This is a genomic window from Clostridium tetanomorphum (genome assembly GCF_017873215.1).
Lineage (GTDB): Bacteria > Bacillota > Clostridia > Clostridiales > Clostridiaceae > Clostridium_AO > Clostridium_AO tetanomorphum.
This window is the reverse complement of the sequence record NZ_JAGGKA010000022.1, coordinates 49,969-72,286: the sequence shown is the minus strand read 5'-3', so window position 1 is coordinate 72,286 and position 22,318 is coordinate 49,969. Positions and strand designations below refer to the sequence as shown.

Annotated in this window: 23 protein-coding genes, 1 pseudogene and 1 riboswitch; of the genes and pseudogenes, 19 read left to right on the top strand and 5 right to left on the bottom strand. The window is 32.1% G+C overall.

Annotated features, from left to right (window positions below; genetic code table 11):
* Positions 1–209 precede the first annotated feature (209 nt).
* The 9 genes from J2Z24_RS17720 to J2Z24_RS17680 all read left to right on the top strand — a co-directional run bounded on the left by J2Z24_RS17720 (position 210) and on the right by J2Z24_RS17680 (position 7,725).
* Positions 210–1,133: an ABC transporter ATP-binding protein gene (locus tag J2Z24_RS17720; RefSeq protein ID WP_111947639.1), complete on the top strand. Its 924-nt coding sequence runs from the start codon at positions 210–212 to the stop codon at positions 1,131–1,133.
* On the top strand, positions 1,117–1,911 hold the full coding sequence (locus J2Z24_RS17715) for an ABC transporter permease (protein ID WP_035148304.1): 795 nt from the start codon (positions 1,117–1,119) through the stop codon (positions 1,909–1,911). The genes J2Z24_RS17720 and J2Z24_RS17715 overlap by 17 nt, the downstream gene beginning before the upstream one ends.
* A 15-nt stretch (positions 1,912–1,926) precedes the next feature.
* The gene (locus tag J2Z24_RS17710; RefSeq protein WP_035148305.1) at positions 1,927–2,739 is read left to right on the top strand and encodes an ABC transporter permease; all 813 of its coding nucleotides are present in this window, start codon (positions 1,927–1,929) and stop codon (positions 2,737–2,739) included.
* Between the two features lie 12 nt (positions 2,740–2,751).
* Positions 2,752–3,213, top strand: a complete 462-nt coding sequence (locus tag J2Z24_RS17705) for a hypothetical protein (protein WP_051593288.1) — start codon at positions 2,752–2,754, stop codon at positions 3,211–3,213.
* Positions 3,214–3,230: 17 nt separating this feature from the next.
* Positions 3,231–3,494 carry a hypothetical protein gene (locus J2Z24_RS17700; protein WP_035148307.1) on the top strand — a complete coding sequence of 88 codons (264 nt, stop codon included), beginning with the start codon at positions 3,231–3,233 and terminating at the stop codon, positions 3,492–3,494.
* 325 nt (positions 3,495–3,819) lie between these two features.
* Positions 3,820–4,683 carry a helix-turn-helix transcriptional regulator gene (locus tag J2Z24_RS17695; protein ID WP_242990606.1) on the top strand — a complete coding sequence of 288 codons (864 nt, stop codon included), beginning with the start codon at positions 3,820–3,822 and terminating at the stop codon, positions 4,681–4,683.
* Entirely contained in the window at positions 4,673–6,820 is a 2,148-nt protein-coding gene (locus tag J2Z24_RS17690) for a HelD family protein (protein WP_338078430.1), read from the top strand. The genes J2Z24_RS17695 and J2Z24_RS17690 overlap by 11 nt, the downstream gene beginning before the upstream one ends.
* Positions 6,821–7,090: 270 nt before the next feature.
* Positions 7,091–7,381 (top strand): hypothetical protein, encoded by a 291-nt coding sequence (locus tag J2Z24_RS21485; protein WP_241392990.1) that lies wholly within the window; start codon positions 7,091–7,093, stop codon positions 7,379–7,381.
* Positions 7,382–7,563: 182 nt separating this feature from the next.
* Positions 7,564–7,725, top strand: a complete 162-nt coding sequence (locus J2Z24_RS17680; protein ID WP_156950243.1) for a hypothetical protein — start codon at positions 7,564–7,566, stop codon at positions 7,723–7,725.
* 133 nt (positions 7,726–7,858) lie between these two features.
* Here J2Z24_RS17680 and J2Z24_RS17675 read toward each other — a convergent pair whose 3' ends face one another.
* Together J2Z24_RS17675 and J2Z24_RS17670 are read right to left on the bottom strand one after the other, a co-directional pair.
* Complete coding sequence (locus J2Z24_RS17675; RefSeq protein WP_035148309.1) at positions 7,859–8,593, bottom strand: class I SAM-dependent methyltransferase; 735 nt, start codon at positions 8,591–8,593, stop codon at positions 7,859–7,861.
* Between the two features lie 143 nt (positions 8,594–8,736).
* On the bottom strand, positions 8,737–8,997 hold the full coding sequence (locus J2Z24_RS17670; protein ID WP_035148310.1) for a CD3324 family protein: 261 nt from the start codon (positions 8,995–8,997) through the stop codon (positions 8,737–8,739).
* A 364-nt stretch (positions 8,998–9,361) separates the two neighbouring features.
* Positions 9,362–9,477: riboswitch (TPP riboswitch) on the top strand.
* Positions 9,478–9,556: 79 nt separating this feature from the next.
* On the opposite strand from J2Z24_RS17670, the pseudogene thiT reads away from it, so the two are divergent.
* A pseudogene (gene thiT / locus J2Z24_RS17665) lies at positions 9,557–10,240 on the top strand (energy-coupled thiamine transporter ThiT).
* Between the two features lie 148 nt (positions 10,241–10,388).
* Here the strand turns inward: thiT and J2Z24_RS17660 are convergent.
* Positions 10,389–11,912, bottom strand: coding sequence for a thiol-activated cytolysin family protein (locus J2Z24_RS17660; protein WP_111947445.1), 1,524 nt, complete (start codon positions 11,910–11,912; stop codon positions 10,389–10,391).
* 327 nt (positions 11,913–12,239) lie between these two features.
* The gene (locus tag J2Z24_RS21480) at positions 12,240–13,316 is read right to left on the bottom strand and encodes a helix-turn-helix transcriptional regulator (protein ID WP_035148312.1); all 1,077 of its coding nucleotides are present in this window, start codon (positions 13,314–13,316) and stop codon (positions 12,240–12,242) included.
* A 124-nt stretch (positions 13,317–13,440) separates the two neighbouring features.
* On the opposite strand from J2Z24_RS21480, the gene J2Z24_RS17650 reads away from it, so the two are divergent.
* Entirely contained in the window at positions 13,441–14,538 is a 1,098-nt protein-coding gene (locus J2Z24_RS17650; protein ID WP_035148314.1) for a glycerol dehydrogenase, read from the top strand.
* A gap of 160 nt (positions 14,539–14,698) precedes the next feature.
* Here J2Z24_RS17650 and J2Z24_RS17645 read toward each other — a convergent pair whose 3' ends face one another.
* Entirely contained in the window at positions 14,699–15,184 is a 486-nt protein-coding gene (locus J2Z24_RS17645; RefSeq protein WP_035148316.1) for a Fur family transcriptional regulator, read from the bottom strand.
* A 243-nt stretch (positions 15,185–15,427) separates the two neighbouring features.
* Here J2Z24_RS17645 and J2Z24_RS17640 point away from each other — a divergent pair, with 243 nt between their 5' ends.
* The 8 genes from J2Z24_RS17640 to J2Z24_RS17605 all read left to right on the top strand — a co-directional run bounded on the left by J2Z24_RS17640 (position 15,428) and on the right by J2Z24_RS17605 (position 22,296).
* The gene (locus J2Z24_RS17640) at positions 15,428–15,688 is read left to right on the top strand and encodes a FeoA family protein (protein ID WP_035148317.1); all 261 of its coding nucleotides are present in this window, start codon (positions 15,428–15,430) and stop codon (positions 15,686–15,688) included.
* On the top strand, positions 15,685–17,676 hold the full coding sequence (gene feoB / locus J2Z24_RS17635; RefSeq protein ID WP_035148318.1) for a ferrous iron transport protein B: 1,992 nt from the start codon (positions 15,685–15,687) through the stop codon (positions 17,674–17,676). Before J2Z24_RS17640 ends, feoB begins: the two co-directional genes overlap by 4 nt.
* Positions 17,677–17,690: 14 nt before the next feature.
* On the top strand, positions 17,691–17,834 hold the full coding sequence (locus tag J2Z24_RS17630) for a FeoB-associated Cys-rich membrane protein (protein WP_111947448.1): 144 nt from the start codon (positions 17,691–17,693) through the stop codon (positions 17,832–17,834).
* 114 nt (positions 17,835–17,948) lie between these two features.
* Complete coding sequence (locus tag J2Z24_RS17625; RefSeq protein ID WP_242990607.1) at positions 17,949–18,539, top strand: TetR/AcrR family transcriptional regulator C-terminal domain-containing protein; 591 nt, start codon at positions 17,949–17,951, stop codon at positions 18,537–18,539.
* Between the two features lie 216 nt (positions 18,540–18,755).
* Positions 18,756–19,280: an FmdE family protein gene (locus J2Z24_RS17620; protein WP_035148377.1), complete on the top strand. Its 525-nt coding sequence runs from the start codon at positions 18,756–18,758 to the stop codon at positions 19,278–19,280.
* 3 nt (positions 19,281–19,283) lie between these two features.
* Positions 19,284–20,369, top strand: coding sequence for a FecCD family ABC transporter permease (locus tag J2Z24_RS17615; protein WP_035148322.1), 1,086 nt, complete (start codon positions 19,284–19,286; stop codon positions 20,367–20,369).
* A complete protein-coding gene (locus J2Z24_RS17610) occupies positions 20,366–21,118 on the top strand; it encodes an ABC transporter ATP-binding protein (protein WP_035148324.1) in 753 nt (250 codons plus the stop codon). The genes J2Z24_RS17615 and J2Z24_RS17610 overlap by 4 nt, the downstream gene beginning before the upstream one ends.
* 74 nt (positions 21,119–21,192) lie before the next feature.
* Positions 21,193–22,296: an iron ABC transporter substrate-binding protein gene (locus J2Z24_RS17605; protein ID WP_035148326.1), complete on the top strand. Its 1,104-nt coding sequence runs from the start codon at positions 21,193–21,195 to the stop codon at positions 22,294–22,296.
* Positions 22,297–22,318: the final 22 nt, after the last annotated feature.

Here is a 22,318-nt window from a genome sequence, read left to right as displayed (position 1 = left end):
CACGAAGTATTCTTAGAAATTATAGAATACTTCGTGCTCATTTATCTGCTTAATTCGATATCAAGAGAAAAAGCATAGCTTTTTCAGTGGCCTCGTTCACGGGCAGGGATTTCTTTTTTAGAAAATGCAAGGTTAAGGCAAAGTTAATGCAAGGTTAATGCAAGCTTGAAGTGATAGACTGATTCTAAGAAGAAAAGGAGGTCCTGAGTTTGAGTGATTTTATAATTGAAACAAAAAATCTTACAAAACAATATGGGACACAGAAAAGTGTTGCCAATCTGAATATCCATGTGAAAAAGGGACGTATCTATGGTCTGCTTGGTCGAAATGGAGCCGGGAAAACCACCACCATGAAAATGCTTCTTGGTCTGACGCAACCCACTTCGGGGGAGATAAAGATTTTTGGCAAAAACATTCAGGGAAATGAAAAGAAAATCCTGCCACGTATCGGTAACCTGATTGAGGCGCCGGGATTTTATCCTAATTTGACGGGTACGGAAAATCTGAAACTTTTTGCCCGGCTGAGAGGTGTTTCCAAGCGTAACGCTGTTCAAAGCGCATTAGAGGTTGTAGGATTGCCATATGGTGATAAAAAACTGTTTTCTCAATACTCGCTTGGCATGAAACAGCGGTTGGCCATTGCCCTTGCCATCATGCATGATCCTGAACTGCTGATTTTGGACGAGCCAATCAACGGGCTTGACCCTATTGGCATTGCTGAAGTCCGTTTGTTTATTCGGGAATTGTGCGACGCAAGAGGAAAAACGATTTTGATTTCCAGCCACATTCTTTCGGAAATTTCTCTGTTGGCGGATGATATTGGTATCATTGACCATGGCGTATTACTGGAGGAAGAAAGCCTTACCGAGTTAGAGGAAAAGAACAGCAAATATGTTCATTTCATCGTTTCTGATACGGCGCAGGCGGCCAGAATTATGGAGCGTAACTTTGGAGCAAAAGACTTTACAGTGGAAAATAACCACAGCCTGCGCTTGTACGATGTTACACTGCCGATTACGGCACTAACCCGCGCTTTCATCGAAAATGGATTGGAGGTAGCGGAAGTTCATACCTGTGAAGATACCTTAGAGGATTACTTCAAGCGTGTGACCGGGGGTGAGGGTATTGCATAATCTGATTTACTGCGAATTTCAGAAATTCAAACGGCGTCCCCTTTTTCTGCTGGCAACACTGGCGGCAGTCATTTTTCCTGTTCTGACGACACTGCTCTACTGGAATACCCCGGGGGGACAGGATTACGACAACCTGTTTTCAGGCGTTGTAGATCCGGGCGATTTTCTTCTTTTGCTGCCGACTTTGGTTGTTATTTCAACGTCGCTGTTTTTTTCGGAACAAGACAGTGATACGCTGAAAAATCTGATGACAATCCCAGTTTCAAGGGACAGGCTCGTCCTGTCGAAAATCAGCGTCATGGCGGTTATCTCTGTGACTTATTCTCTTGTGGGATTCCTGGCCAGCGCGGTTTGTGCGAAGCTGCTCGGTATGGCGCTGATGAGCATGGGGCAGAAATTTATTCTCAGCGTTTTGCTGGGATTTATGATGTTGGCCGCGGCTCTGCCTTGTGTGGTTTTGGTGGTGTGGTTTAACAAAAGCAATCTGATTTCCGTTGTTGTTACTCTGTTTTACACCATTGTAAACTATGTGTTTCATCTTACCGATGTGGGAATGAAGACCTCTGTGGGACTTAATATAGGTACAATACTGCCCATCCCTTTGATTCAAAAATGGATTTTTCAGTTTTACAGTCCAGGAAGCGGTGAGTCAGCGAAATTTTATGAGACTATGCGTCCTTATTTTGTATCAACACCTGTTTGTCTTGGCATTCTTGGAATTCTAGCTGCTATATGCATTATACTGATGATACGGATTTACAACAAACGTGAGATATAAGGAGGAGGTATGACGATGAATTCGATTCTTGTAGAATTTCAAAAACTGAAACGGTATAGCATTATTCTTGTTGGCATCATTGGTGTGACCTGCTCTCCGATCATTTCAATCGTGATGCAGAACATGATGTCGGATGATGCCAAAACCGTTTTGAACTATACATTTCCTGACCTGCTGAATAGCACTATCTGGAACAATATAACGATCTTTTTTCCGATGATATTCGCTCTAATTGGCGGGTACATGATCAACCGGGAATACACAGACAACACGCTAAAGAATATGCTAACCGTTCCTATCAGTCTTCCACGGCTCATGGTTACCAAATTGATTGCACTCAGTATCATTACACTTTTTCTTGGTGTCTATAATGCGTTAGTAACGCTTCTTGTAGGCTTAATTTGTTGTTCGGAAAATATGTCTTTAGCAGTTGTTTTGTCGGGGAGCTATCAGATTATAGGGATGTCACTTTTTACCTGTATTGCGGAATTCCCTTTAATTGCCTTATGTAGTCGCAAGAGGGATGCTTTCAAGGGTGGAGCCGTGGTTGCATTCTTACTTGGATATATCACCATTTATTTTAAGAATCCCATGATCCGCAACGTATATCCGTTTTCAGCGGGTCTTAGTATCGTACAGTTTGGGGGCGAGGGATTTGTGTCTGACACTGTCGGCAACTATTCATTAACTCAAAACTCTTTCGTTGGTATTTGCGTTATTTTCGCCATGATAATATTGGCTGGAATTATAATAAAAGTTCCAAGGAAAGAAACAGTGGCGGTAGCTTCTTCAAAAAAGCAAAGTGGCCGTAATAAACAAAACAAATAGGAGATATCAAAAGTGAAGAAATTTGTACTTTTTTTCTTAATAGCATTCTGTTCCATTTTTGCGTTTACAGCCTGCACGAAAGATGAAATTTTAGATCACTATAATCAAGTCTTGCAGAAGGTCGGGGATAATAACCTTGCCAAAGACAGTAAATTACAAGGGCAGCGCACCTTTGGGGAAGACAGCTATGTTGGGAGCTATTTCGCTGATTATGAAGATTTTACAGGAACGGAGACTTTGTTTGGAGGAACTGCTCTTGAACGTGGTGACGGAAATGAGATTGAGATCATTTGTAAACTGAACATCACTAATGGTACTGGAAAGTTAGTTTTACAATCCGGAACAGATGGTCTTCAAACCCTGACTGAAAGTACAGGTGATTACTCTAAAACGATTGAACTGCCGTCTGCTAGCAACTACATTATCGTGGATGGCAACAACTTTACCGGTTCTATTCAACTGGAAATTAAATAAAAAAGAGGTATATCATTATGAAAGATAAAATTTTAAGCATCATTTCCTTTATTACCATATTTGTTCCAATTACCATACTTTTCGTATGGAAGCCTACAAACCCTAATGCAACCGCTATTGTAATTGGTTATTGTATCTTTATTGCTCTTAGTTTCTGTTATACGTTTTTTCTGTTTGCCAAAAAGCAATTAAGAGATATATATACCAAAATCTCTCTCGCTTTGAACGGACTTTACCTAATAGGCATTTTGGCTTTAATAGTATTTCCGCGTCTTATCTAAACATGACGTTAAATCTGTCTTATCAAAAATAAGTAATATACAGTTGCTGTACGACGACAAAAATAAAAAAACCGTAGTACAGCAACCATATTTTTATGAACTTACATATAGAACCAGCAACTTTGATTTCTCGAAAGTTGCCGGTTCTTTTAAAGTTTTAGTAGCACTTATAAGTCTATTCTTTTTATATGTATTTTATCATTGACTTCTATGTTATGTTCTTAGTTACTAAAAAGACATACTATATCAAACAATTAGAGCAAGAAATATTAAAACGAGTATATTTTATTCTGATATAATCGTTGTGAAGAAAGGAGGGGATGGTGTGGAAAACGGTGTTAAAATTGTTATGGAAGCAATTGATTATATTGAAACACATCTATCAGAAAAACTAGATTTAGATATAATTGCGAACGCCGTTCACTATTCAAAATATCATCTGCATCGCATGTTTTCGGATACAGTGGGCTTAACAATACACGATTATGTGCAGAGACGGCAACTGACCGAAGCAGCGAAATTGCTAGTTTTTTCTGAAAAAACAATAATGGATATTGCCTTGGAGGCAGGATATGCAAGTCAACAGGCTTTTTCCAATATTTTTAAGATAATGTACAAGCAATCTCCACATCAATTTAGGAAGAAAGAGGTGTTTTATCCATTGCAACTTGAATACGAATTTGGTAATCATCCTGATTTGCTGGAAAAAGAGAAACCGAACGCAAAGCGTGAAATTCTGTTTGCTACGGAGGTGGATATTCATCTATGCATGAATTTGGTGCGACTTGTAATTGACGGATTTCCAAATCTTAAAGAAGACAAGCATGTCAAGGTGCTAAAACATTACATCAAGGAAAATCGTGCGTTAATTATGAAAGAAGGTTCCATAGTCATCGGGATTATGATGATTTCTTACAATACAGGAAGCATTGACTTTTTAGGAATTCACCCTCTTTACCGAAAGCAGAGACTTGCTCGATTATTTCTGGATAAGGCCATTTGTGAGCTCCTGAAAAATAATCAAATCAGCATAACCACATTCCGGGAAGGTGATAAGGCGGATACTGGGTATCGAAAGGCACTAAAGGAGTTTGGTTTTGCCGAGGCGGAGTTACTAACTGAATTTGGTTACCCAACACAAAAAATGATATTGACTAAAGAAACGCAGGAGTGTACAGATGATGAATGAATTAATGCAAAAGGGCAAGCAAACACAGGATAGGCTGTTTTTCCGCCATGACCATATGAGGAAAAACGAAGAAAACGTGTTTTCCAAATTTCCTGAAGAAATCGAGAACCTTGAAAATATTAAAATAAAGATAGACAATGCTTTGAAACACTCAGAAGAAACGATTAACCGATATGACAGGGAGTATATGGAATCCAAACGTTATTTGGCCCACTATCGCCATGAGATAGACCCAAAGGAGATTTTTCAGAATGAACTTTTAATGAAACAAATTGAAAACACCGGAATATTTGCGGTACAAATACGAGAAAAGCTTGCGAAGTTGGCGGATTCCCCTTATTTTGCACGTATTGATTTTCAGGGCAATGGTGACGAAGATGTTTCTGTTTATTATATTGGACGGTTTTCTTTCTCTGATGAATCAAAAATCTTTATTTTTGACTGGCGAGCCCCTGTTTCCAGCATGTTTTATGATTGCGAACTGGGACAGGCTGGGTACGAAGCGCCAGTCGGAAGGATTAGCGGCGAACTGACCCGAAAGCGACAGTTCAAAATATCGCGAGGCTTGATGGAGTATGTTTTAGAGAGTGCTATTAACATTCAAGACGATGTATTGCAACGGGAGCTGAGTCATACATCCGACGAAAAGATGAAAACTATTATTGCTACCATTCAACAGGAACAAAACCAGATTATCAGAAACGAGAAGGCTGAAACCTTGATTATTCAAGGCGTCGCAGGATCTGGAAAAACCTCTATTGCTTTGCACCGGGTGGCATATTTACTGTATAGGTGCAAGGATACCTTATCAGCAAATAATGTAGTTATCCTCTCTCCCAACAAGGTGTTTGCAGATTATATTTCCGATGTTATGCCAGAATTGGGAGAAGAACCGATTTACGAAATGAGCTTTACCGATATTGCGGATATTCAACTGGAGAAAATTATAAATTATGAACCAAACCGCGATCCTATGGAAACAAACGATCCGGAATGGAACGAAAGAGCTAAGTTTAAATCTACACTGGATTTTGTTATGATGATGGACAGCTATTTGGAATATGCTGTAAAGAAGTGTTTTGTCCCAACTGACTATGAATTTGGCCGCTTCAAAGCCAAGCATGATTGGATTTTAACGCGATTTAACGCTTACAAAAGATATCCCATAAAAAGGCGGCTATATGAAGTGTCTCTGGATATTTTTGAACGATTTAAAACTGAGAATATCCGTGATGAGGAGTTGCCTAATCAGAAAGTGATTTACAAAAAACTGGTTTCAATGCTCCGATTTAAGAATACTCTAGCACTTTACAAGGACTTTTTTAAGGCAATGAAAATACCTGATAAATTAGTGTTGTTTGGGAAAAAAACATTGGAGTGGCCAGATGTTTATCCATTTATGTATTTTCATGCCGCATTTGAAGGTTTGAAGAAGAACCGGCTTATCCGGCACCTTATTATCGATGAAATGCAGGATTATACTCCGGCGCAATATGTTGTGATAAATAAGCTCTTTCAGTGTAATAAAACAATTCTCGGGGACTTTGGTCAAATTATAAACCCTAATCATATGAACTCTCTTAATGATTTTCGAACAATATATCCTGATGCCGAGATTTTGGAGTTGAACAAAAGCTATCGCTCCACCTTTGAAATCATCACATTTGCAAAAAGTATTCAGGATGTTTTGACGATTGAAGCCATTGAGCGACATGGAGATGTTCCTGAAATAATCGGATGCAGTGATTCAGAGGATGAACTTGCAAAAATCAGAGAAAAAGTAGCCTGCTTCCTCCAAAGCAAGTATATGACTTTAGGTATTATTTTGAAAACGAGTTGCCAGGCACAATCCCTTTACGAGGTTTTAAGCAAGGAATATGATGTCAAACTGCTTACTGCGGATAGCGATAGATTTACAAACGGTATATCTATTACCTCTATTGGCATGTCAAAAGGGCTAGAATTTGACGAGGTGTTGATTCCCGCATCCAATAAAGAAAACTACCATACGGATTTTGAACGTAGTTTACTGTATATTGCCTGCACCCGGGCAATGCATCGATTAACGCTTACGCATACCGGAGATCTAACCGGTCTGATTAGTAAAAACAACAAGGAAGCGCAAAGCAATAGCTGAGACAAAGCAAATAAGTACTTGACTGCTGAATAATCTGGTGGCCCGAGACTTTGGTGTTGTTTCTCTGTTACGGTTCCGCTAAACTTTTAAAATTTCCATTTTGTGTTGGACAACTGGAAACTTAAAGAAGTTGAATTGTGATATATCATGCCACCAAGGTACTAGCGGCTTCATAAGATATTATTATTACTGTTACAATGCATATGGAATGTGTGACTAACTTGGCTAAAGAAAAACAAAAAGGTTAAAGGAAATTTAAATAATAAAAATATGAATGAAAAAGAAAACATTGTAGAATCATTTATATGTATGATAGAAAAAATAGCTAATGGCAAAATGAATGTTTTATGTTTTGGAAGTGAAGACATGACTTTTTTCCGTGGAGAAATTCACATAATAAAAATCATAGGTGATAATTCCGAGACTTTCAGTTCTGAAATTGCAAGAAAGTTATGGGTTACAAGGGCTGTAATCCATAAAACATTGATTAAATTACAAAATAGAGATATTATTTTTGATGAAATTGATGATGTTGATAAAAAGAAAAAAAGCTTTATTTAACAGAAAAGGGGAAGGTGGCATATATGGAACATAAGAAATATCACGATACCTATAATAAACTATTTTTTGATTTTATAGACGGTTTAAATGATGAGAAAGCTAAGATAATAAAACAGTTTCTAGATAATGCCAACAAAATGATAGGGAATCATTTCTAAAGAAAAAATCGGGGCGAAGAAAGGATGAGAAAATCAGAGAAACAGATAAGTAGTTTGATTTTATGTTTAATCTTAGTATTTTTACTTGCAGATTGTGGTGGTAATAAGGAGAAGATTGTTAAATTATCTACTCATATTATTTCTGATATGGAGTATATTGCAAATATAATTTTAATAATAAAATAAAGACATTATTATGAGAATGGCTCTATTTCCTCCCTAGTTCTGGGAGTATCAAATGACCATTCTCTATTTTTATATATTATTATTTTTTAACAGTTACGATGTTCTTATTAGACACTCTATCTATGTGGAAAAATTATTTCTTTTTAGCGGAAATAAGTAACATCATTGGTCTACGTAACTCATCTTGCATCTCAGGATTATCTTTTAGCATAGATTCTTCTGGTTTAGGTTCTATAAGATTTGTTATTTCAAAACCAGACATAATTAGGCTGTTTATATAAGTTGTTAGTGTTTTATGATATTTTATAACTTCTTCACCTAAGAAATTGGCTTTACGTATACCTTCTGTAAAATATTGATCTACAGGCCAGTGTAAGCGATTGCCTTGCTCATCATAATGCCAGTCTTGTGATCCATATGCTGTAAATACTGGATGTTCAACTGAAAACACAAATTCTCCATCAGTTGAAAGACAGGTATTTACTTTTTGACAAATGTCATCAAAAGACTCAATATAATGAAAAGCTAAAGAACTGATTACAACATCAAAAGTATTTGGAGAATAGTTTATATCCTCAATAGGACTTTTGATGTATTCGATTAATGAAGATGTAGTCATTTCTTGGGCTTTTTTTAGCATTTTCTCCGATATATCAATACCAGTTACAGATTTTGCTCCTTGCTCAATTGCATATCTGCAATGCCAACCAAAGCCACATCCTAAATCCAAAACACGCTTGCCGTTAAAATTGGGTAATATCTTTTGAAGTTCATGCCATTCTCCAGCGGCGTTTAATCCGATGACTGAACGAGCCATTTGCTTATATTGATTAAAAAAATTTATATCATCATATTTGTTTTCTTTCATTGTAAATTCTCCTTTAAACCACAGTATTTTAATAAAAAATATATTATAAAACATTTGCTACCATTATAAGCATTATAGCATGTTTAAACATACAACAGATTTGAAAAAATGCTTCTGTATTATTTTTTCAAATAATATAGCGTTTATGATTTACTTATAATTTTTCGAATACTGGATTCAGATAGATAATATTCTATAGCTAATTTAGCTATAGAATATCCTTGATGATATTTATCTTTTATAGCCATATTTCTTTTTTTTAGTTCACCTTTTATACCTGAATTTTCACCCCAAGATTTTCTCTTGCCACGGGTTGGAATATAAAGATACTTGCCATCTATATAAGTTTGAATTTTTTCTAATAAATCTATAGGCAGAATTTCTTCTGCGTTAATATATTTCATAATACTTGCTCCTTTCCACTAATAAGCTAAAGAAGCAAAGTCTGAAATATTATATATTCATTTTTTAAAGTAGCCATACAAAGAATAGATACATTCAGACTTTGCATGGCTTGAATCCATTCTACTAATTGTATGAGTGCAATCGCAAAGCATTTCTCTTCCCCCTTTATCTATATGTGTTTCAATATCTGCTTTATCATTTTCTATTATTGTGAATTAATTATAGCATATTACTAAAAATAAATTATAGTATAACTGGTTTATTTAGCAACAATTATTGTAATATTAGTAAAACCTCTATATGCTTACTTGAATGATTGTAGTTTTGGGTATAGAATTTATTTGTGGACATATTGTTAAATTTAATATATGCTAGGGGTGCCTTTAGGCTGAGAGCTAAATAATAATATTAAATTATTATTTATAACCCTTGTACCTGAACTGGGTAATGCCAGCGTAGGAAAGCTTCTATTGGTTATTAAATCATATTGCAATTTGGAGTATGATTATTTTTTAGATCAATATTAGCGTCCTTAATAAAAATGAGGAGGTTATTATTATGAAAAATTTAACAAACATTATTAACAACTTTGAATCTATTAATCTTGTTAAAAATATGAAGGAGATTTTTTCTAAACCTACATCTATATTAGCAATAATAGGTTTAATTTTAATTATACTGGCAGTGATTAAGATAAAAAGAGTTAAATTGAATACTAGAATTATATGCCAAATAGGTATAATGCTAGCTTTAGCTACTGTACTTAAAATATGTAGGATATATCATTTTCCACAGGGAGGAAGTGCAACTATAGGAAGTATGGCTCCTATTCTTCTAATGGCACTTTTTTATGGGCCTGAAGTAGGATTTTTAACTGGTGGATTATATGGAATAATTACTCTAATTATGGATTCCTATATAGTACATCCTACACAGGTGATATTTGATTACCCATTACCTTTTTTAGTTTTAGGTGTTGCAGGATATTTTAGGAATAATAAATTATTAGGATGAGGTATAGCCATATTTATGATATATATATGCCATGTAATATCTGGATTTATATTTTTTGGCGCATATGCGCCAGAAGGTAAATCACCATTATTATATTCACTGGGCGTAAATGCAAGCACAGTAGGACCAGACGGAGTTATATGTTTATTGATTATATCATTGCTTCCGATAGAAAGATTATATTCATTAATAAATAATGGTAGACAACAAGCTAATATTACAAAGTAATTATAAATTTTCATTGAGATTTCATTAAAAATAGTGCTGTCTCACAATAGGAATACTTCTATGTGACAGCACCTTTTATGTTTTTATGATTAAAAAAGCTAATTCTATCACTATAGCGGTTACAATAGAAAATATAAGTTTTTATCTGTTAATAGCTAATATTAGCTTTTGGATACAATGTAGTCCCTCTAATTGAAACTCTTATTTCATTTGTTAATGGAACATTATGCTCATCAATAATTGTTCTCCACCATTCCCATGCAAGGCCTGTACATTCTCTTGCTAGAATTCTTATATTTTTTGAATTAGGTGGAAGTGGTATTACTGTAGAATAATGAGCAGTTTTATCTTGATAGTTTCCATCCCATGTCTTATGAGTTAGCACTTCATTTCCATTCTTATCATATGAAAATTCATCCCATGATATTTGAAATTGAGCAACATATGCACCACGATGGTCAATAAGTATTTTACCTTTAGAATATTCTGTAGATGTAGTTTCAATATAATCTGTTTTGTTATGAACAGCAGCAACTGAATTATCCTTTAAGAAAACACTTGTATATGAAATTGGATATGCTGGATTTTTAAGACTAAATTCCGCATTTCCTTTAATTACATTTCGTATTTCGTTAAAATCTTTTGTGATAATTTTATTATGTTCCTTTGAGTCCCCACCTAATACTACAGCAGTAAATGAACTTTCTTCAAAGATATCTTTGTATTGTGAATTAGTTTCTACATTAGTATTATTAAGTAATGCTTTGAATGCAGCTTGTACATCTTTGCTGTTAGATGAAGTTTCTAATTTTACATAAATTGTTCTACCATAAGCCACATTTGATACCATAATAGGTGGTGCTTCATTACTTACTCCTTTACGGGTCAATTCCTCAAAAGTAACGCTATCATCAAAAAGTTCGGATGGATTGTTAGGTAATTCTGAGCTTACGGTGTAGAATATTTGCTTATATGCCGCAACCATTACCTTTTTTTCTCCATTTGATATAGCATTAAAGTCAATTCCAAGTGAACTATCAAGAACTTTAGAATTAACATTAAGAGTACTTCCTATTTGAGATTTACTATAGACCATAGATTCTGAGTACTGTGTTCTTGCAGGTAAAGTATGTGTTGATGAATATTTTTCATTCCAAGTAGATATTAATTCATCTATTGCTCCAGATACACTACCATATGTTGGATTTTCAACTGTTATGGTATTTTCTTTTTTCATACCTGGTAAATCTATACTAATATTTAAAGGCTTTCTCTTACACATTAATATATTAGGTCGATTTTGAACAAAATCATCATTTGCAAGTTGTAATGCTCCTGGAAATGTACGATCAGTTACAGAATCAATAATTGAGATATCTACTGGTGATGTTGTAAGTGACTTTTTCTTACGTTCAACTACTACAAATTTTCCTCCTGATTTTAAACCTTCTTTTGGAACAAAATTTTCTATGGTATCACCATTTACAGCCAAAATATTATCTCTATTATAGTTTAGATTTGATATACCAAAGTCAATATCATTAGGCTTGTTTATTTCATTGTTTGAACTAGTTGTAGGTGCTTGAGCGAAACTAATAATTGGGTGGGAAATAACACATAAACTAATGAACAAACATATTAATAGCTTTGCTGTTTTTGAATTTTTTAGCATTTTTATAATACTTACCCTCATTTTTAGATATGATACTAATTAAGTTTATAAATTTATTATTATTTAGATTATAGCAAAATTATTTATATAAAACAAATATACAAAAAATTAGAAATTCGATAATTGAAATTTTACCAGATGTTTTTAAAAGATATATATGGTTATCCTATAGAAAGATTAATTAGTTAAATAGTAATATTAGAGATATGTAAATTTAATATATAGAATAAAGTAAATTCTAAATAAAAAAACATATCTTCTCAATATGAGAGGATATGTTTTAGTAGTTTGTAATATATATTAAATTACCTCAATTATGAAATTATGCTATATTTTTTCATATAATAAATTCAACTGATTTACACGACTAATTTTCAATTTTTTATATATGCTTTCTTTATGACGCTTAACTGTGTTTTCGCTGATACGAAGATTTTTTGCAATCTTTTTAGTAGTATAACCAATGCGGAGGAAATTAGCTATTTCACATTCTCGTTTTGTGATTCCTTTACTTTTCATTAAATTAAGCCATTCAGTGTCTTTTTTTTTGCTAATATACTGAAAGAAAATAGCGTAATTAGTTACATATTGATTTGTTTCGTGAGTTCTAGTAATTAAATGTTCTATAGAAACTTCTAAATTAATTTTATTTTGTAGATAATATTGATTTACACCGGATTGAAGGTGTATTGGAAGAATCTCATCTTTAATTAATTTTTCAGCCGAATCAACGGAAGCATCATCTGTTAACAATTCTAAGATTCTCATAGCTTCCTGGTTAATTTGAAGAATTTGAAAATTACCATCACACAAAATCATGCCAATAGGTAAACGAAATAATAGATTGTGAACTGTGGTAGTGCTTATATTTTTATCATGAAGATGAAGATAAAGATTAAATTGGTTTTCAATTATATTACCAATTTGCTCTAAGAGAAGTTGTTCCATTTTAGTAAATCCTAAAGAATTTTTTTCACGATAAACGGCCACAGCGCCAATATATTCATTATGTTCTCCTCGCAAAAGTACTAATGCCTCATAATAAAAATTATTACGAGACAATACATCATTGTATAAAGCAGAGGATTCATATTGGTCAAAAGTCATAAAATCATCCACCATCAAAACGGTTTTCTTAAAATCTCTGTTGTAATTAGCTGGGGCAAAAAAGTCTTGTTCATAGCAATAATTATTATAGATGACCATAGATAATTGATTAAAATTTGCATAAGCAAGTCTATGATAATATCCGTTGTCATCTACTATTGGAAATGCAGCGCCGGAGAAATCAAAGTATTCTAACATTGATTGAATAGTTTTTTCTTGAAAATTAATATCCATAGGATTTAATACTTTTGAAAAATCTAATAATTTTTGGTAATCTTCTTTATCTAAAATATCCATGTTATCACCTCTGGAGCAAATACCCTATATTAATAGGGCATTTGTGTAATTGTGATTTCATTATATAAATGCTACAATGGGTTTGTCAATAAATTAACAATATTTCTGAGAGGAAGGGATCATTATGGCAGTATTAAAATTGTTACGTGCTCCGTTAAAATATGTTCAAGGTAAAGGCGCATTATTGAAGTTTTATGATGAAACAAAGGATTTAGGAAAGTCTTTTTTATTTATTTGCAGTAATAGTGGTTATAAAAACTGTAATGAAAAGCTAAAGAAGAGTTTTGAAGGAACAGATTGTAAATTACGTTTCGAAGTTTTTGGTGGAATTAGTTCCAATGGCGAAATTGAAAAGATGAGAAAGATCGTAAGAGAAGATAAAATTGAAGTTGTTGTAGCGGTTGGCGGTGGTTCTGCAATTGACACTGCTAAGGCCACTGCATATTACGAAAAATGTCCAGTAGTAATTATACCTACTGTATGTGCAACTGATGCACCATGTACTGGACTTTCAGTTATTTACAATGACGATGGTACATTCGATACCTATATATTTTATCCAAGAAATCCGGAAGCAGTTATTGTTGATTCACAGGTTATTGCAAATGCGCCAGTGAAGTTTTTAGTAGCAGGTATGGGTGATGCACTTGGAACTTATTTTGAAGCAAGAGCTTGTGTGAGAACTGATTCTCCAAGTCTAGAAAATGGTGGTATTGCATTATCTGCAATGGCTCTTTGCGAATTATGCTATAAAACATTAATTAAATGTGGATATCAAGCAAAATTAGCTTGTGAAAATCATTTAGTAACTCCAGCTTTTGAATCAATTGTAGAAACTACAACATATTTAAGTGGTGTAGGTGCTGATAATGGTGGACTAGCAGCGGCTCATTCTGTATACAATGGATTTACTGCATTACCAGAATGTGAAGCAACTATGCACGGCTCTTTAGTTGCATTTGGTACTATTGCTCAGTTAATTATAGAAAACGCTCCAAAGGAAGAAATAAAGGAAGTAATGGATTTTTGTTATAGCGTAGGACTTCCAGTTACATTAAAAGAAGTAGGAGTAGAGGATGTAACAAGGGTACGTATTGCAGCTGAAAAGGCATGTATTCCAGGTGAAACAATACATAACATGGCTGGAGATGTGACAGCAGATCAGTTAAATGATGCACTATTAACAGCAGATTTATTAGGTCAGGAATATTTTAAGAAATAAAATGGACATTGATTAATATAAAAAGTAATATATTCATATTAAAAGTTGAGAAAGGACTATGAGAGAAATCTCTTAGTCCTTTCTCAACTTTTAATTTAAAAAACAATTAAATATTAAATAGATAACTCTGTAAATCATGAAGTATCTCACATGGTATGACCTATGAAAAAGTATCAGATGAGCTAAGTTTTTTATTATAACATTCATCACAATAACCATAGAACTTCATTTCCCAATTAGTGATTGTAAATGAAAATTTCTCATTAATAACATTTTTAATAATGTTTATAAGATTAAAATCACAATCTATAATTTTTTTACAGTTAAAACAAATGAGATGAGGATGATGATTAACATGAACGTCAATGTTTGTTCTATTATTTAAAAATAGTTTATAACGACTAATCCTGTCATCAAGAGATAAATGATCTAATAAGTCTAGTCTTAATAATATTTGAATAGTTCTATAAACAGTAGCTAAACCAAGTGATGGACAATTAGCTTTAACCAAATAATAAATTTCATTTGTTGTTAAATGAACATTTCTATTATTAAAGAAAATTTCCAAAATAGCAATTCGACTAGGTGTAAGTCTAATATTATTAATTTGAAAAATACGTTTATAAAATTCTAATTCTTTTTCCATAGTATGCCTCCCTAAAATTTAGTGTTAAGTAATAAATAAAATTGTAGATATAAAAAATTATATTATTATATTTTTTCAAAAAAAATCATTAACTAATATGCTAATGTTGCATAAGCAACAATCCACAATATAATGTTGCATATGCGATTATATGAAGTAAATTATTGATTGAAAAACCATATTGAATAAAATAGAATATACATGTAAATGATAATTATTATCAATTGGATGCGAGGTGAAAGTATGACATTATTAGATGGAAATATTAGAGGGAACTATATTATTGTTAGAACTAATATTAATAAAAGTATTAAAAGAAGGCTTGAAGCTCTAGGATTAACAAATGGAACCAAAATACAAATACTAAATAATAAAAAGAATGGTTCTATTATATTTAAAGTGAGAGGTACAAGGCTAGCTGTTGGAAAAAAGATAGCATTTGGTATTGAAGTAGAAGACATAAGCTCATCTTCATTAAACAGAAAGGAGAATATTACATTATGACTGAAGAACTACATATAGGTTTTATAGGAAATCCTAATTGTGGTAAGACCACATTATTTAATGCATATACAGGAGCAAGACTCAAGGTTGCTAACTGGCCAGGCGTTACTGTTGAAAAAAAAGAAGGTTCAATGAAATGCCAGAATCGTGAGTTTAAGCTTGTAGATTTACCAGGGATTTATAGTTTAACTTCATATACGATGGAAGAAAAACTTTCAAGAAAATATATAATGGAAGATGATGTAGATATTGTTATTGATATTGCTGATGCATCTTGTCTTGAAAGAAATCTTTTTTTGACACTTCAGCTAATTGAACTTGGTAAGCCAGTTATTTTAGTACTTAATATGATGGATATAGTAGAAGAACGTGGAATGAAAATAAATATACATAAATTAGAAGACATGCTTAAGATTCCGGTAGTTCCTGTATCAGCAAGGAAAAAGGTAGGATTAGATAGTCTTATATCTACTGTGATAAGTAATAAGAATAAGCATATTAAAAATAAAAAGTATACAGTTACTTATAGTGATAAGATTGAGGATAAGATTGACATAATTTCAAGAGAACTTGTAAAAAAGTATGGTGAACTTGAAAATAAACGATGGTATGCAATAAAACTTTTAGAACAAGATTTTGAAATAACAGAAAAATATGCAGTGAATTTGCCAGAGATCATTGATAAAAGTTATGAAACAGACATTATTAATGAAAAATATGATTTAATAGAAGAAATTATAAAAAAAGTACTTGTTAACAAAAGCAGAAAAGCTGAGGTAACAGATAAAATTGATGCTGTATTAACTAATAGCTATTTAGGAATTCCAATATTTTTGGGGATTATGGCTTTAGTATTTTTCTTAACATTTACTATAGGTGATATGTTGAAGGGTGTATTTGAATTAGGACTTGATGTTTTTAGTAAAGGAGCTACTAATATTTTGACTAGCATTAATGCAGGTGATATTGCAACTTCACTTATTGTAGATGGTATTATTGCTGGTGTGGGAAGCATATTAACATTTCTACCAAATATATTTATTTTATTTTTAGCCCTTGCTTTGCTAGAAGATAGTGGATATATGTCTAGAGTTGCATATGTAATGGATGGAGTAATGGGTAAGATTGGACTTTCAGGAAGAGCATTTATTCCTATGCTATTAGGTTTTGGATGTACAGTGCCTGCAATTATGGCATCGAGAGCATTAGAAGATTCAAAAGATCGATTTAAAACAATTATTATTACTCCGTTTATGTCATGTAGTGCTAGGTTACCAATTTATGTGTTATTTTCCCAAATGTTTTTCAAAAACAATGCTATGATTGTTGCATATTCTATGTATGTTATTGGCTTAATCGTTGCAATTATTGTAGCTTTAGCTATGAATAAAATAGGGGATAAAAAGGAAATTAATGCTTTACTTATTGAACTTCCAGAATATAAGACACCCAATGGAAGAACTATAGCAATATATGTATGGGAAAAAGTAAAAGAGTATTTATCAAAAGCTGGAACAACAATATTTGTTGCATCTATTATTATGTGGTTTATATTGAACTTTGGACATAATGGAATGGCATCTAATATGTCAGAGAGTTTCGGAGCATCAATTGGTAAAGGATTAGTTCCTATATTAAAGCCAATTGGACTTGGATACTGGCAAATTGTTGTTGCGCTTATTTCAGGTATTGCAGCAAAAGAGGTTGTTATATCGAGCTTTAGTGTACTTTATGGTGTTAATAACATAAATTCACAATTTGGAATGAATAGTATGATGTCAATACTTACAAGTGTAGGATTTACTTCTATAAATGCCTATGCGTTAATGGTATTTTGTTTGCTATATACACCATGTGTTGCCACTATTGGAACAATAAAAAAAGAAACTAATTCTTGGAAGTGGACAGGTTTTTCAATTTTATTTCAGTTAATTATAGCATGGTTAGTATCTTTATTAGTTTATCAAATAGGAATGTTTATTATGTAAAGGAGATAGATAATATGGTAGGAATTATATTTATAGGAATCATCAGTTTATATGCAAGTTATGTCATATATAAAAGAATGAATAATATTAAAAAAGGTGAATTTTGTAATTGCGGATGTAGTGATTGTGGTTTGGAGATAAAATGCAAAAATAAATAGTATTTATTTAAACTAACATAGGAAGTTAACATTGAATGAAATTATTTCAAATGTTATTATAAAAGGGATATAAGTTTAAAAAATGGACAATAAGAATGTTGATTTATATTAGGGGTGAGTATATTGATTGAAACACAGGATTTAAGAGTTGTAAAAACCCTAGATAATATTATGAATAGTTTTTTACAATTAATAAAGGAAAAAAAGTTTAGTAAAATTACTATAAAGGATTTGACAGAGAAGGCAAAAATAAATAGATCAACATTTTATAAATATTATTTGGACAAATATGATTTAAAAGATAAAGTAATTAATAGTTTTTTAACAAACTATAAAAATGAATTTAGTTTAAATTATATTAAGGATAGCATTGATTTAAATATAGATGAATTAGAAAAATTAATGTTATATTTTAAAAGAAAAGAAGAAATAATTATGATATTATGGGACGAAAATATGGAAGATTGTGTTAGATCAAAAATGCAACAAATTTTAGAGATTAAGATGGAAAATTGGATTAAATTAAATACAGGACAATTAGACAAAAAAGATAAGTTGTTTATAAGAATATTTTCATCTTCATTTTTAGTAATTATTAAATGGTGGTTTGAATTTTCACCTGAATGCTCAGCTAGGGAAATTGCACATCTTGTATCCGATAGTAGAGATTTAGCACATAAAAAATTTTTATGTGCTAAATCGTAATTTGTAAAAAATCTTTATATATTTGTGGATATAATTTTATCACTTAATTGACTTTATTTTACTAATATGTTATATTTAACAATAAGTCACGAAGACTCTTTAAATTTTAGTTTATTAACTTTTTATAAAATTATTGGTAAATAACCCACGAAGGGCGCTGTGAAAACAGGTCTTTTGTGGGTTTTTATTTTAATTAAGTTATAGGAGGGAATTATGTTGAATAAAACTTTGTGGGAAAAATGTGTTGAATTTCATGGGCATGAATGTCCAGGACTTGCTATTGGATTTAGGGCAAGCCAAATAGCAATGGAAAAGATGGGATTAAAGTTTTCAGAAGACGAAGAAGTGGTTTGCATAACAGAAAATGATGCCTGTAGTGTTGATGCGGTACAAGTTGTAACAGGATGTACCTTAGGAAAAGGAAACCTTATATATAGAGGTACTGGAAAAATGGCATTTTCATTTTTTAATAGAAAAAATGGTAAAAGTATTAGAGTAGTATTAAGAAAGTTTCAAGGAGAAATGAGTAGAGAAGATAGACTTAAATATATATTAGAAGCTTCAGAACAACAGGTGTTTTATATTAAAAAACCTCACTATTCAATACCCATAAAAGCAAGAAAATTTAATACTATTCTTTGTGAAAAGTGTGGAGAAGGTGCGCCAGAACATAAGATACGAATTAGTAATGGTTTAAAACTTTGCATGGATTGCTTTGAAGAATATTCAAGAGGGTGGTAAAAGATGATAGAGCCTATAACTTTAAAGGAAAACTTTCAAGGAATAAATATATATAAACAATATACTAGGAAAAAAATATTTATAATAGTTATGCTAATTTTTACAATTTTAATTTTATCTATTATAGCAATTAATGCAGGTTCCACAGCTTTAACTCCATATGAAGTTCTTAGTGCTATTTTAGGCAAAGAAGGTAATATTTCTAGTATTGTAATTTGGCGTATCCGTTTACCAAGAATTTTAGCAGGAATAGTTTCTGGAATTGGTTTATCTGTAGCTGGATGTGTAATGCAAAATAACTTAAGAAATCCATTAGCCTCACCATCAACTTTAGGAATATCTAATGCAGCAGCTTTTGGAGCAAATATAGCTATAGTATTATTAGGTGGTGGAAGTATTCATAGTACAAGTGCTGATGCGGTTAATATAAATAATCCATATATGGTGACTGCATCTGCGTTCATATGTTCTATAGTAGCTACTATAATTATTTTAGTTTTAGCTAAATTTCGTAATTTTTTGCCAGAAGCAATAGTTTTAGCAGGGGTAGCCTTAGGATCATTATTTTCAGCAGCCACTACAATAATTCAATATTTTGCTCAAGATGTTCAAATAGCAGCAGCAGTTTTTTGGAGTTTTGGTGATTTAGGTAGAGTATCTTGGAGTGAGCTCATAATTTTGAGTTTTGTTATTGGTGTATCATTAATTTATTTTATGATTAGAAGATGGGATTACAATGCATTAGATAGTGGCGAAGAATCAGCTAAAAGTCTTGGTGTGAATGTAGAGAGAGTGCGATTTGAAAGTATGTTTATTTCATCTTTAATTACTGCTGTATGTGTGTCTTTTTTAGGTATAATTGGATTCGTAGGACTTATAGGGCCTCAAATAATGAGGAGAATTATAGGTGGAGATCATCGTCATCTCATTCCAGCAGCTGCATTAATGGGAGCAAATTTGATTTTACTTTCTGATACTTTAGCTAGAACTATTATTTCACCAGTAGTACTTCCAGTAGGGGCAATAACATCTTTTCTTGGAGCTCCAATGTTTCTTTACTTGTTAATTAGGGGGAGTAAAAAAAGATGATTTTATCAGTAGAAGGAATAAGCTTTAAGTATTCTAGTCACTCTGTGCTAAAGAATATAAATTTTTCATTAGAAACAGGTGAATGTTTAGCGATATTGGGTATAAATGGTGCAGGTAAATCTACATTGTTGAAGTGCGTTAATAGAATATTGAAACCACAAAAAGGGGTGGCTTTAATTGGAAATGAAGACATTAATACTTTTAGTTCTACAGATCTAGCAAAAAGAATAGCATATGTGGCTCAAAGTAATCATTCTTCAAGAAATACTGTTTTTGACACAATTATGCTAGGAAGAAAGCCTTATATTAAGTGGGATATTTCAAAAAAAGATTTAGAGATTGTAGACAATATTATCAATATGTTAAATTTAGAAAAGTATTCTTTAAAATATATAGATGAATTAAGTGGAGGAGAACTTCAGAAGGTAATTATTGCAAGAGCGTTAGCACAAGAACCTAAAATACTTATGCTTGATGAACCCACAAGTAGCCTAGACTTGAAAAATCAATTAGAAGTTATAAGGATAATTAAGAGGATAGTAAGAACTAAGGGGATGATGGCGTTAGTCACCATGCATGACTTGAATTTAGCTCTTCGATTTGCAGATAAATTTATGTTTCTTAAAAATGGTGAGATATTTGCTGTAGGAGGAATAGAAGTAATGACTTCTAAGAATATAGAGAGTGTATATTCAGTGTCTGTTAAAGTTGAAAAGTTTAAAGATACACTAGTAGTTATACCTTTATAGTAATTTAAAACTATTAAAAGAAATAATTTTAGAATACTTTTAAATAATAAGAGTATATAAAGGAGTATTGAATTATGAATAAGAAAATTTTAAAGTTTTTTAGTATTAATTTATTGATAATAATGTTTTTATTATCAGGATGTTCCTCTAAGGTAGTAGAAACTAAAAATAAGGCTACTATTACTATAAAAGACATGATTGGAAGAGAGGTTTCGTTAAATTCATCTGTTAAAAAAGTGGTAGCTATAGGTCCAGGGGCATTAAGACTTTATTTTTATGTAGGTAGCAGTGATAAAATTGCAGGAATTGAAAATATGGAAAAAAGCAATTCAAATGGGAAACCATATATTTTAGCTAATGAATCTATTAAGTCTCTTCCAACAATTGGACAAGGTGGCCCTAACAATGCTCCAGATGCAGAAAAGATTTTAGCAGTTAAACCAGATGTTATTTTTACCACATATATTATTGATAAGAGTTTAGTAGATGAACTACAAAATAAAACAGGGATACCAGTAGTAGCGCTTAGTTATGGTAAAGTAGCTACTTTTGATCCTAATTTATATAACTCCATAAAACTTATTGGAAAGGTGATAAATAAAGAAAAGCGTGCTAATGAAGTAGTTAATTATATGGAAAACTGCAAAAAAGATTTAGATACAAGGACAAAGGATATACTACAGGAAGAAAAATGTACTACATATGTAGGAGGATTGGGAATGAAGGGGACTCATGGTATTGAGAGTACTCAAGGAAATTATTCTCTTTTTAATGTGGTTCATGCTAAGAATGTAGCTGATGAAACAGGCAAGACAGGTTCTGTAATGATAGATAAGGAAAAACTGCTTCAGTGGAATCCAGATAAAATTTTTATTGATTTAGGTGGTCTTAATATTATTAAAGAGGATTATAGAAAGAATACACAATTTTATAATTCAATTTCTGCTTTTAAAAATGGACAGGTATATTCTCAACTTCCATATAACTATTATTCTACTAATATAGATACTGCTATAGCAGATGCTTATTATATTGGTAAAGTTTTATATCCAGAAAAATTTAAAGACATAGAACCAGAGAAAAAAGCAGATGAAATATATAAATTTCTTTTAGGAAAACAGCTTTATTCAGAGATGTGTAAGACTTTTGGAGGTTTTAAGAAGATAACATTAGGGTAGAAGTATTTTTAATCTCTACCCT

Coding starts and splice junctions, on each gene's coding strand:
- J2Z24_RS17605 (WP_035148326.1), top strand. CDS start 21,193: ATGAATAAGAAAATTTTAAAGTTTTTTAGTATTAATTTATTGATAATA.
- J2Z24_RS17645 (WP_035148316.1), bottom strand. CDS start 15,184: ATGGAAAAAGAATTAGAATTTTATAAACGTATTTTTCAAATTAATAAT.
- J2Z24_RS17640 (WP_035148317.1), top strand. CDS start 15,428: ATGACATTATTAGATGGAAATATTAGAGGGAACTATATTATTGTTAGA.
- feoB (WP_035148318.1), top strand. CDS start 15,685: ATGACTGAAGAACTACATATAGGTTTTATAGGAAATCCTAATTGTGGT.
- J2Z24_RS17690 (WP_338078430.1), top strand. CDS start 4,673: ATGATGAATGAATTAATGCAAAAGGGCAAGCAAACACAGGATAGGCTG.
- J2Z24_RS21485 (WP_241392990.1), top strand. CDS start 7,091: ATGAATGAAAAAGAAAACATTGTAGAATCATTTATATGTATGATAGAA.
- J2Z24_RS21480 (WP_035148312.1), bottom strand. CDS start 13,316: ATGGATATTTTAGATAAAGAAGATTACCAAAAATTATTAGATTTTTCA.
- J2Z24_RS17650 (WP_035148314.1), top strand. CDS start 13,441: ATGGCAGTATTAAAATTGTTACGTGCTCCGTTAAAATATGTTCAAGGT.
- J2Z24_RS17680 (WP_156950243.1), top strand. CDS start 7,564: ATGAGAAAATCAGAGAAACAGATAAGTAGTTTGATTTTATGTTTAATC.
- J2Z24_RS17670 (WP_035148310.1), bottom strand. CDS start 8,997: ATGAAATATATTAACGCAGAAGAAATTCTGCCTATAGATTTATTAGAA.
- J2Z24_RS17610 (WP_035148324.1), top strand. CDS start 20,366: ATGATTTTATCAGTAGAAGGAATAAGCTTTAAGTATTCTAGTCACTCT.
- J2Z24_RS17710 (WP_035148305.1), top strand. CDS start 1,927: ATGAATTCGATTCTTGTAGAATTTCAAAAACTGAAACGGTATAGCATT.
- J2Z24_RS17660 (WP_111947445.1), bottom strand. CDS start 11,912: ATGCTAAAAAATTCAAAAACAGCAAAGCTATTAATATGTTTGTTCATT.
- J2Z24_RS17630 (WP_111947448.1), top strand. CDS start 17,691: ATGGTAGGAATTATATTTATAGGAATCATCAGTTTATATGCAAGTTAT.
- J2Z24_RS17675 (WP_035148309.1), bottom strand. CDS start 8,593: ATGAAAGAAAACAAATATGATGATATAAATTTTTTTAATCAATATAAG.
- J2Z24_RS17700 (WP_035148307.1), top strand. CDS start 3,231: ATGAAAGATAAAATTTTAAGCATCATTTCCTTTATTACCATATTTGTT.
- J2Z24_RS17615 (WP_035148322.1), top strand. CDS start 19,284: ATGATAGAGCCTATAACTTTAAAGGAAAACTTTCAAGGAATAAATATA.